6 protein-coding genes are annotated in these 11,211 nt (G+C 62.3%); 5 read left to right on the forward strand and 1 reads right to left on the reverse strand.

Annotated features, from left to right (window positions below; genetic code table 11):
• Positions 1-9: 9 nt before the first annotated feature.
• Entirely contained in the window at positions 10-786 is a 777-nt protein-coding gene (locus Q0367_RS14080; protein ID WP_298982988.1) for an LUD domain-containing protein, read from the reverse strand.
• A gap of 438 nt (positions 787-1,224) precedes the next feature.
• Here Q0367_RS14080 and Q0367_RS14085 point away from each other — a divergent pair, with 438 nt between their 5' ends.
• The 5 genes from Q0367_RS14085 (at position 1,225) to Q0367_RS14105 (ending at position 10,927) form a co-directional block, all read left to right on the forward strand.
• Positions 1,225-2,559: an amylo-alpha-1,6-glucosidase gene (locus tag Q0367_RS14085; RefSeq protein WP_298982990.1), complete on the forward strand. Its 1,335-nt coding sequence runs from the start codon at positions 1,225-1,227 to the stop codon at positions 2,557-2,559.
• 141 nt (positions 2,560-2,700) lie between these two features.
• Complete coding sequence (locus Q0367_RS14090; protein ID WP_298982992.1) at positions 2,701-3,534, forward strand: PEP-CTERM sorting domain-containing protein; 834 nt, start codon at positions 2,701-2,703, stop codon at positions 3,532-3,534.
• A 371-nt stretch (positions 3,535-3,905) separates the two neighbouring features.
• A complete protein-coding gene (locus tag Q0367_RS14095) occupies positions 3,906-6,884 on the forward strand; it encodes a C25 family cysteine peptidase (RefSeq protein ID WP_298982994.1) in 2,979 nt (992 codons plus the stop codon).
• A 370-nt stretch (positions 6,885-7,254) separates the two neighbouring features.
• Positions 7,255-9,693 carry a 3-hydroxyacyl-CoA dehydrogenase/enoyl-CoA hydratase family protein gene (locus Q0367_RS14100; protein ID WP_298982997.1) on the forward strand — a complete coding sequence of 813 codons (2,439 nt, stop codon included), beginning with the start codon at positions 7,255-7,257 and terminating at the stop codon, positions 9,691-9,693.
• A 58-nt stretch (positions 9,694-9,751) separates the two neighbouring features.
• Positions 9,752-10,927, forward strand: a complete 1,176-nt coding sequence (locus tag Q0367_RS14105) for an acetyl-CoA C-acyltransferase (RefSeq protein WP_298983000.1) — start codon at positions 9,752-9,754, stop codon at positions 10,925-10,927.
• Positions 10,928-11,211: the final 284 nt, after the last annotated feature.

Here is an 11,211-nt window from a genome sequence, read left to right on the forward strand (position 1 = left end):
TCTTTTGGCCTATTCACCGCCGTCGCCCAGGTCGTTGAACAAAATTGCGTGCACAAATTTCGGGCCGTGCACCCCCAGCGTGAGGTTCATCTCGATGTCGCCGGACTTGCTGGGCCCGGTGATCAGGTTCCAGCCGGCGCGGCTGCGCAGCAGGTCAACCAGCTCGCCGGCGGCGCGGCGTTCGGCAAGCCAGGATTCGATGGTTGGATAGAGGCGGCTGAAAGGGATGATCGCAACATGGCGGAAGGGCAGCAGGCTGGCGGCGCGGCTTTGCCCCGGGCCGGCGATCACCAGCATCGAGGCGGTGGCAGCGAAGGCGGCCTCGACGCCGGTGACGCCGAAGCGAATGAAACGCACCGCTTCCAATGCCTCCGGCGTCGTGAGCTGGCGGGGGGCGACCAGTTTCCAGCCGGTGTCGGCGAGCGCCTCATGCAATCCCTCCACGGGCAGTTTGTCCGCCGCCCAGCTCAAGACCATACGCTCTTGGCCGCGCAGATCGGGCTTTGGCCCCTTGCGCGCCGCCTCCTCTTCGGCGGCCCAGTCGTTTAACCGGTTGATCAGCGCCAGCCGCACCTCGATGGCGGATTCGAGAATCTCGTAGCTTCCGTATAGCTTGGTCAGCTCCTGCCCGAAACGTTCCGCCAGCTGGCGTTTGCCGCCTTCGGCGTGCGTCACCGTCATGCGCTCTTCGGCGGTGAGGGGCGGCGCCTCGCGCGGGGGAAAGGGCAAATCAGGGCGATCCAGAATTGTGCGAATGCGAGTGAGGATTTCGTTGCGTGCGTCCATGGCCGTTTCTCTGACTCCAACGCAAGAGGCTATATCTCTCTGGCCCACGGAGAGCCCGGGGTGCAGAGCCATCAAATTTATCCACTCGTGTTACGCAGTTCGATGGCGCCTTCTCATAGAATGCAACCTTGCAGGAAGCTAGAAGGAATTTCACAAAGGATTCTGGCAACCCGTAGGCGCAGCTGCGCATGCTCGAATTCTTCCAGACTTTGCAGCTCATCAAGCGCGTGCGGCTGAGAGCCGCACCTACGAGGAAACCGGCGCTGCGCGTTGGTTAAAAATCCAGAGCTCCCCAGAAACAAAGCCAACTGCATAAGGTGGATTCATTATACAGCGGTCATTCAGCCTTGTGCGAAAGCTCAGCTGCGCAGCAAACAATCGCTTGACCAAATTCTTCAAAGAATAGACGCAACACGGGAGTGCGGATACAATATCGCTATGCTACACGTCAAGTTGATCCAGGAGGCTCATTTCCGAGCCGTCAACATTCTTCACGAGTGCTCCACGCCCTATGGCTTTCGCGCTTCGGCGCAGGCGGCCGGCTATCCGCAGATTTGGGCGCGCGATTCCGCCATCACCTTCCTGGGCGCCGTCTGCACGGGCAACGAGAACCTGATCCGCGCCGGCAGAGCGTCGCTGGAGACGCTGGGCCGACATCAGAGCCGTCGCGGGCTGATTCCACTCAACGTCAACCCGGACACCGGCTATGTCAGCACCGAAAACGCCGGCGCCGTCGATTCCAACCTCTGGTTCATCCTCGCCCATTATCTGCATTTCCACTACACGCGCGACCAGGAGTTTCTGCTGCGCCACTGGCCCACGATCGACAAGGCGATGCGTTGGCTCGACTATCAGGACATGAACGAGTGCGGCCTCTTGGAGGTGCCGGAGGCGGGCGACTGGATGGACCTGCTGGCGGTGCGCTACAACGTGTTGTATGACAACGTGCTCTATTACGCCGCCAAGCTGGCGCATCAGGAGCTGGCGGCGCACCTGCCGGAGGGGACGGAAGTCTATCAAGGCGAGGTGGACGCCGCCGGCGTGCATGAGCGCGTCAACCTGTTGATGTGGGTGGATCGCTGCTGGGTGGCCGAACACTTTGCGGAGCACCTGGAGAAGCTCAAGGCGATCCGGCTGGAATGGTTCATGCTCTATCACAACGTCGGCACCATTTCCAGCCGACCGTTTTATCTGCCGTTCGTCGCCTTCCGCGAATACGGCGACTGGTGCGATAGCCTGGGCAACTTGCTGGCCGTGCTCACCGGCATCGCCGACGGCCATCGTCGCGAGCATATTCTGCGCTACATGTTGCAGGTGGGCATGGCGGAGCCCTACCCGACCAAGGCCATCTATCCACCGATCTTCCCCGGCGAAAGCCACTGGCGCGAGTATTACCGCAGCCGCAATTTGAATCTGCCGCATCAATACCACAACGGCGGTATCTGGCCGATGATCGGGGGCTTCCATGTGGCTGCGCTGATGCGCCATGGCTGGCGGCATCAGGCGGAGCAAATGCTCGTCGCCCTGGCCGAAGCCAACCGCCAGGGCACGACCTACGAATGGAGCTTCAACGAGTGGCTGCACGGCGCCAGCGGCCATCCGATGGGCTACGAGCAGCAGGCGTGGTCCGCCGCCATGTTTCTCTACGCCGAGCACGCCGTGCGCACAGGGACGCTGCCTCTGTTCGATGAGCTGCTCGCCGCCAAGCCCGCCTCCGCGGTCGCACGCGAAAACAACGAATTTCATATCGCCGCGGGCGGAGGGCCGGTTTAGAGGTATGGAACGCGAGATTTTTGTTTTTTGCATACTTTGCGCAGAACGAAGAAAAATGTTATAGTCTGCAAACCATGTCTTGATGCTTTGAAGAAAGGTCTAGACACCTGCATCACACTCTGCCTGAGGGGAGCCGCCATCATGAAAAGATTGAAAATTGCTGCTGCGCTGCTAGGCGCTGTTTTGCTTGCCGTAGGGTTTCTGGCGCTGATGGGCGGTGCAACGATCTTCGCCCAGGAAGAACCTGCCGTCATCGGCGATCTGGCTTTGGTGAAGTACGTCTGTCCGGTGGACGTCGGCGAGACCGGCTCGTCCATCCCCTCTGGATGCGCCGACGCCAACGATCCAAACGGCGGCGATGTGCCTGTGATCCCGGTGGGAGGCCCTGTCTCCTTCTTGTATCAGGTCACCTACAGTTGTCCTCCCAGCGTTGTCTGCGAACCGTTGAATCCAATTTCAGTCACCATCAGCGACAATCAGTTGCCCAGCGCGGTTCCTTCCGTCTTCGGCCCCTTGAACGACGCAAACACCAATGGCCTGCTCGATCCAGGCGACGTCTGGCTCTACAAAGTGCGCGGCCTGCAGGCGATTGACCTCGCTCAACCGGGCGTGACGCTGCCGGGCGGCGGGCCGGTTCAAGGGTGCGCCAATGCCGGCGACGGCGCCGGCTCGCGACCCACGTACGTCAACCGCGCGCGCGTGACAGGTCCTTCGGTGTCGGACGAAGACCCGGCTGCGTATTGCAACCCGCCTGCGACGCCCACCCCCACGCCGACGGTCGTGCAGCAAACCCCCACCGACACACCCACCAGCACGCCAACACAAGTGATCGTCACTCCGATCGCCACGCCGACGCCAGGTCCAACGCCGACGCCGGTGCCCATTCCTGAGCCTGTGACCGTTGTGCTCTTTGGCGCCGGGTTGGCGGCGCTCTCCGCAGCTCTGGCGGCGCGCAGACGCAGCGGCGATCAATAGGCGATGGTTTTGTGAAACAACTGAACAGAGACCGGTGCGCGAGGTGGCCGCTTGGCCGCCTCGTTTTTTCGCAACGGATCGGCCCGAAGTCAAGCGTATGCAAGCCGTAGCGCAGTCGTATCGATCACGCGGGGGTGTCGTCGTGTGAAGCAGGCGAAGCGCCGTCACACTGAGCAAGGCGGTGCGACCGCTGAAGGCGCTGCGCGTGTCGGGGCGAGGGGGCAACCACAAAGTGTAACATCTAAATACCACAATTGGGGAGCGATTTTATGTCGTTTTGAGGGTGATCTCTATACTGGTTCTGTGAAAATTGGATTCAGAGCGATTGCGGCAGGATTTTCTAACATCTGGAGTTAAAGGATAGGCTCAGCATGCACACACCAATGAAGACGACATCGCAGCTACTTCTGCTGATCCTTTGGCTGTTCGCCTACGTTCCCCCTGCGATGGCGCAACCTGAGACGCCGATGGGCCTCTCTGTGACAGCGGAGGGCGACGGCGTGCGCGTGGCATGGACGGCGCCAGAGGTCGGCGCCGCCACCCTTGAAACGCTTCGCGCCCTTCTCCCCACTGCACGCCATCAAGGTTATGATCTCCCGATCCAGACGATTGCGCTGGCGATTCCACCCCATGGGGCGCCTTCGATCGTCGTGGAACAGATTGCGTCTGCGCCGCTCGTGGGAGAAGTCGAACCCGGGGCGCCGATTCCGCCGCCGGTGTTGGACTGGACGCCGCCCGCCGACGCGCCGGACGTCGAAACAGCGCAGCTTCCCTCCACCCCTGTTTTCATCTTACGCGAGGGCGTCGTCAAAGGCCAACGTTTCGCCGTGCTCGCCGTCAGCCCCATCTATCAGGCGCACGACGGCGTGAAGGTCGCGACATCGCTCCGGGCGTTCATCCCCGGCGCAACGCCCCTGGAGCAGAGCATGGAGCAGATCGCAGCCGCCGCGTCTCCGGAGATTGCCCAGGCGGAAGCGATCAACGTTCCGATCAATCAGGCTGCGCTCCAGAACGGCTACAAATTGATCGTCAGCCAACCCGGCGTGCAAGAAGTGCCCTTCAGCGCGCTCGCCAACGGCTACGATGCGAATAAGCTTCACCTGACGCACCGGGGCGAAACCGTCGCCGTCGAAGTGCTGGCCGACCGTTTCCGCTTCTATGCGCCCACCGTGGGCGACCGCTGGAATCAGACCTCCATCTACTGGTTGACCTTCGACGCCGTCGGCGCGCGCATGGCGGACGGCGAGAACATTGCAGCGTCCGCTCCGCCCGGACAGGCGTATGAACAGGGCGTCTGGCGGGAGAACAAGCTCTACGTCTCGCTCCACCCCGGCGTCGACGACGATCACTGGTTCCACGGCTCGCTCACCGTGGCAGGGAACGCCGCAGATTCCTTCCCGAGCGTCACACTGCCGCTTGCGACCCGGCTGCCGGACGCCTCGGGGCAATCGATCTACACGGCTACGGTCACGGTGATCGGCGCCGCCCCGATGGGGGAGTGCCCCACTGCGAACGGCTATAAATTGCAATTCATCGCGTTAAGCGGCGCCGGTCAGACCCTCGACGCTCAGGTGAGCGACTGGAACCCCTGGAATAAGGTGGGCCATCTTTGTCGCATCTCTCAGCGAGACTGGCAACTCGGCGTCGCCACGACGGCCAAACCCGCCAGCCTGCGCCTCACATTGCTGCCGAGCGGCTATCCCACCTACACGACCAGCATCCTGCTCGACAGCGTCGAATGGATGCGTCCGGTGGCGCTCAATTTTGGCGGCGCAGGTGCGGAATTCTGGACGCCCGCCGGCGCCTGGAGCTTCACGCTCTCCAACCTGCCCGCCAATCGCACGCTTTATGACGTCACCGATCCGCTGCGCCCCGTGAAAATTCCCTTGAACGCCGGCGCAACCGCGACCCTGCATCAGTCTGCAAGCGTCGCCCCGCGCCGCTATGCACTGGCCCGGCTGGACGCCCTGCCGCAGCCGACCGTAGTTGCACACACCGCCGTGAATTTTGGAAACGTCGAAGCCGCCAACGCCCTTTACATCGGTCCGGCGCAGTGGCGCAGTCTCGTGCAGCCGCTGCTCGACCTGCGCGCCGGGCAAGGCTATGCACCGCTCTTTGTCGATGTACAGGCGATTTTCGACGTCTATGGCTACGGCTACGTTTCGGCTCCGGCCATACGCAACTTCCTGCGCCATCGCACGGACTGGCAAAACCCCAACCGAACGATCTCCGTCGTGCTGGTGGGCGATGGGACATACGACCCGCACAACTATGAAAATCGCACGCCGGTGGGCGCCATCCATCCCATCCCGCCCTACATGGCGAATGTAGACCTCTATATCAACGAGGTTCCCTGCGAGACGTGCTTCGCCCAGCTGAACGGCGATGACCCGGTCACCGGCGACGATCCGAACGCAATTAATCCCAAGACGAACGTCTTTGTCCCGGATGTATGGCTGGGGCGCCTCCCTGTGCGCAATGAAACGGAGCTGAGCGGCGTCGTCAACAAAATTGTGGCGTATGAGCGCGCGGGCGGCATTGCAGGCTGGGGAGCGACGCAGGTCTTCCTGGCGGACAATTTCATCGTCAGCATCAACGACCAGCATCAGGTGCGGGTCGATCCCGCCGGCGACTTCGCCTATTTCTCCGACGAAGTGGTGGCCCTGACCGGCTACGGAGCGAACCCTCAACGCATCTATTATGATCATTCGCCCTCCCGCATCGTGACCGGCACGGTCGCCGCCAATGGGCTGATCAACACGGTTGCGCGTTCCACGGCGGAGCCGTGGCGCATCCCGTCGATCACAGAGGCGCAGCAGAAGGCGTTCAACGCGCTCAACGACGGCGCCGGCCTGGTGATCTACAACGGCCATGGCAACTGGTGGAACTACGCCAAGCTGGAGGATCGCAACGGCTTGGGCGAGGCCCCGATCTTCAGCGTGGTCGGGGCGGTGACGCTCGCCAACCGTGACAAATTGTTCGTCAACCTGGCGATGACCTGCATGTCTTCGCAGTTCGCCAAGCCCGCCGTCGGCGGCACGCTCGACGAGTTGCTCATCCGCAACCCGAACGGCGGCGCAGTGGCGACCTGGGGGCCGACCGGTCAGAGCGTGGCGCACGGGCATGACTATCTGCAGAAGGGCTTCGTGAGCAAACTGCGCAATTCCCCTCCCGGCAGCCAGCGCATCGGCGACCTGGTCGAGGCCGGTTATCAGAACTTGCTCACCTCCCCCCTGACCGGCGCACTCGATTCGTTGAAAACCTTCGCCGTCTTCGGCGATCCACTGACCAGGCCGCGCATCACCGCCGGCTTCGACAACGGCATCTTCCTGCCGCTCGTGCAACGCTAAATCCGGGCTGGGGGAATGGGGCAAAGTCAGCCCCATTCCCCCAGCCCCAATTTGATAGATGTTGCGCAGTCGGTGCATCTTCCAGGACGCCCCAATGATTTTTCAACAAAATCATCTGGCAATTGAGTAGCTGCGGCTCGCAGCCGCAGGCCCTCTGCACCTACCAACCGCCAATTCCATCGGACCTTCTGCAAGATTGCGCTCTACAAGAGAGACCTTCACGTGACTCGCAACTTCGTTCGCTTCCGCTTATACAATCATCTCAAAACGATCTCGCAACATTGCAATGTCAAACTACCTCCGTAGCACACTGCATTAACCGAATCGTTTGCCTCGTTATCCCGTTTGAAGTGTAAGGAGCACATTCGTCATGCCATACGGAATTGACACCGTCACCGTGATCGGCGCGGGGACGATGGGGGCCGCCATCGCCGGACATCTGGCGAACGCCGGGATTCGCTCCTGGCTGCTGGACATCGTCCCCACGGAGCTGACCGCTGAAGAGCAGGCGGCGGGGCTCACCCTTGCCGATCGCAAGGTGCGCAATCGCATTGTCCAGGCGGGCTTTGACCGCATGGTCAAGGCCAAACCCGCCAACCTCTTCACGCCCGCTCTTGCCAGTCTGATTCAGCTCGGCAACCTCGAAGACGATTTCGAGGCGGCGGTCGGCGCCAGCGACTGGGTGATCGAGGCGATCATCGAGCGGCCGGAGCCTAAGCAACAACTGATGGAGCGGCTCGAAAAAGTCGCCCGGCCCGAAACCATCATCAGCAGCAACACCTCCGGCATCCCGATTCGCATCATCGCTCAGGGGCGCACGCCCGAATTCAAGCGCCGCTTTTTGGGCACGCACTTTTTCAACCCGCCGCGCTATCTTCACCTGCTGGAGATTATCCCGACGGCGGACACCGATCCGGCTGTCGTTCAACGCATGAAGCACTTCGCCGAAAACGTCCTCGGCAAGGGCGTTGTCATCTGCAAGGACACGCCCAACTTCGTCGCCAACCGCATGATCAGCTTCATCCAGAGCGACATCATGGAGTTTGCGATCGAGAACGGCTACACGGTCGAGGAGGTGGACGCGCTGACCGGCCAACTGCTGGGGCGGCCCAAAACCGGCACCTTCCGCCTCAACGACATTGTCGGCATCGACGTGATGGCGCTCGTCAGCGAAAATCTGTACAGCCTGATTCCGCACGACGAGGATCGCGAGGCGCTGCGCGGACAATACACGACCGCCGTGATGAAGGCGTTGATTGAGAATAAACTGCTCGGCGCCAAGACCGGCCAGGGGTTCTACAAGACGGTCGTCGATGAAAAAGGGAACAAATCGTTCTGGGGGCTTGACCTGCAGGCGGCGGCCGAGGACGGGAAAATCGAATACATCCCGCCGAAGAAGCCGCGCTGGAGCAGCGTCGGCGAAGCGCGCAATCTTCCGCTGGCCGACCGTCTGCGCAGGCTGGTTGAAGCGGACGACGAGGCCGGCGAGCTGATCTGGCACACCCTCTCGCGCACGATGGCCTACGCCTCCAAACGCATTCCCGAGATCGCCGACAGCCTGGTGGACATCGACAACGCCATGAAGTGGGGCTTCGCCTGGGAGATGGGGCCGTTCGAGACATGGGATGAGCTGGGCGTGCGCAAGACCGTCGCCCGCATGGAAGGCGAAGGCGTCAGCGTGGCGCCCTGGGTCAAGGAGATGCTGGCGTCGGGCAAGGAGACCTTCTACACCTACGCCAACGGCAAGCAGATGGTCTATGACCCGGCTTGCAAAGAGTACGTGGAAGCAGCGCGCAGCCCCAAGGCGTTGAGCATCAAGGACATTCGCCGCACGCGCAAGAAGCTGGCGGGCAACGACATGGCCAGCCTGTGGGACATCGGCGACGACGTCATGTTGCTGGAGTGGCACACGCGCGTCAATGCGCTCGACGGCCCGATGTTCGACATCATGCAGGAGGCGCTCGAGCGGCTGCACGGCAACGCCGCCGGGCTGGTCATCGCCAACGACGGCAAGAACTTTGCGGTCGGCGCCAACATCTTCGCCATCATGCTGGCCGTGCAGAGCAACCTGTGGAATGAGCTGGAGATGATGATCAAGTTCGGCCAGGACACCTTCATGGGCTTCCGCACCGCGCCCAAGCCGGTGGTCGCCGCGCCCCATCAGATGGCGCTGGGCGGCGGCTGCGAGATCTGCCTGCATGCAGATCGCATCGTCGCCGACGCCGAAACCTACATGGGCCTGGTGGAAGTCGGCATCGGCGTCATTCCTGGGTGGGGCGGCTGCAAGGAGATGGTGCGGCGCCACGTCAGCCCGCACATGCACGCCACCAACGTCAACCCGACGCCCTATCTGCGCAAAATCTTCGAGACCGTCGGCTTCGCCAAAGTCTCCACCTCCGCCGAAGAGGCGCGCGAGCTGGGCTTCCTGACGCCCAACGACCGCGTCATCCTCAACCCGGACCATCGCATCGCCGAGGCGAAACAGACGGTGCTCGCCATGAACGACGCCGGCTACCGCCCGCCGACGGTGAAGAACAACGTGTACGCCGCCGGTCGCGACGTCGTGGCCGCCGTCAACGTCGAAATCTACGGTTTGATTCAGGGCGGCTTCATCAGCGAGTATGACGGCGTCGTAGCGCGCAAACTGGGCTACGTCCTCGCCGGCGGCGACCTCAGCCAGGGGCAGTGGATGGACGAGCAATATTTCCTCGACCTGGAGCGCGAGGCCTTCCTGAGCCTGGTCGGCGAGAAGAAGACGCAGGAGCGCATTCAATACATGTTGGAGCACAACAAGCCGCTTCGCAATTGAGCCGGGGCCCGCTTCGCACGCTGCGCCCTTAGAACCTGTCTAGAAGGAGAATCAGAACATGCGCAATGCAGTGATCGTTTCCGCCGTGCGGACGGCGGTGGGGAAAGCTCCGAAAGGGACGCTGCGCACGACGCGGCCGGACGAAATGGCGGCCGCCGTGATCGGCGCCGTTGTCGAGCGCGCCGGCGTCGACAAAAACGAAATCGAGGATGTGATCCTCGGCTGCGCCTTTCCAGAGGCGGAGCAGGGCATGAACGTAGCCCGCATCGCCTCGCTGCGCGCCGGCCTGCCGGTGACCGCCGCAGGCCAGACGGTCAACCGCTTCTGTTCGAGCGGCCTGCAGACCATCGCCACCGCTGCGCAGCAGATCATGGCCGGCATGGGCGACGTGATCATCGCCGGCGGCGTCGAGAGCATGTCGATGGTGCCGATGGTCGGCAACAAATTTGTCCCCAATCCCTATCTCGCCAGCGAATATCCGGGCGTTTACCTCGGCATGGGGTTGACGGCTGAAAACGTGGCGCGGCAGTATGAGATCGGTCGCGAGGAGCAGGACGCCTTTGCGCTGCGCAGCCATCAGCGCGCCGCTGCGGCGCAGGACGCCGGCAAGTTCGACGCCGAGATCGTCCCGCTCGACGTGCACATCAAATACGGTGAAGGGAGCGAGGTCAAAGAATTGCGCACGACCTTCACGCGCGACGAAGGCGTCCGCCGCGACACCAGCATGGAGGCGTTGGCGAAGCTCAAGCCGGTCTTCGCCGTCAACGGCACCGTCACCGCCGGCAACAGCTCGCAGACCAGCGACGGCGGGGCCGCCGTGCTGCTGATGAGCGAGGAGAAAGCGAAAGCGCTCGGCCTCAAGCCGCTGGCGCGCTTCGTCAGCTTCGCCGTGGGGGGCGTCCCGCCGGAGGTGATGGGCATCGGCCCGGTGGCGGCCGTGCCCAAGGCGCTCAAATACGCCGGCCTGGAGCTGAAAGACATCGACCTGATCGAGCTGAACGAGGCCTTCGCGGCGCAGGCGCTGGCCGTCATCCGCGAGCTGGGCATGGACGAAGAGAAGGTCAACGTCAACGGCGGCGCCATTGCGTTGGGCCATCCGCTCGGCTGCACCGGCGCCAAGCTGACGGTGCAGATCATCCATGAATTGCGGCGCCAGGGCAAAGAATTCGGGCTGGTGACGATGTGCATCGGCGGCGGCATGGGCGCTGCGGGGGTCATTCAGATGTTGAATTAGCGGGGTTTAAATGCTGCGCCTGCGGAGAAAGGGGCGTCCTCTTCGCAGGCGCAGCGCTTCACGTTTGTGCACTTCCATTCTCCGAAGCGTTGTCGCATCCCCGTCCCGAGAGTCAGCGAGGCTGATGCGTGTTCTTTCCTCGAAAAGTTTCCTGTTGTTCTCCTTGGCGTCATAACCTGCACATCTGAAAAGGCAGAAAAAATTCGCATTGACTGCGCAGCGGCTTTGTTCTATAGTTTGGAGAAGGTGTCCAATGCAGGCTTTGATTTAGCACGTTATACGGA

The sequence above is a fragment of the uncultured Caldilinea sp. genome (genome assembly GCF_937128415.1).
In the GTDB taxonomy this organism is placed as follows: Bacteria; Chloroflexota; Anaerolineae; order Caldilineales; family Caldilineaceae; genus Caldilinea.

What these genes read in the sequence shown, in the direction of transcription:
- Q0367_RS14080 (WP_298982988.1), bottom strand. Translation starts at nt 786, where the DNA reads ATGGACGCACGCAACGAAATCCTCACTCGCATTCGCACAATTCTGGAT.
- Q0367_RS14090 (WP_298982992.1), top strand. Translation starts at nt 2,701, where the DNA reads ATGAAAAGATTGAAAATTGCTGCTGCGCTGCTAGGCGCTGTTTTGCTT.
- Q0367_RS14085 (WP_298982990.1), top strand. Translation starts at nt 1,225, where the DNA reads ATGCTACACGTCAAGTTGATCCAGGAGGCTCATTTCCGAGCCGTCAAC.
- Q0367_RS14100 (WP_298982997.1), top strand. Translation starts at nt 7,255, where the DNA reads ATGCCATACGGAATTGACACCGTCACCGTGATCGGCGCGGGGACGATG.
- Q0367_RS14095 (WP_298982994.1), top strand. Translation starts at nt 3,906, where the DNA reads ATGCACACACCAATGAAGACGACATCGCAGCTACTTCTGCTGATCCTT.
- Q0367_RS14105 (WP_298983000.1), top strand. Translation starts at nt 9,752, where the DNA reads ATGCGCAATGCAGTGATCGTTTCCGCCGTGCGGACGGCGGTGGGGAAA.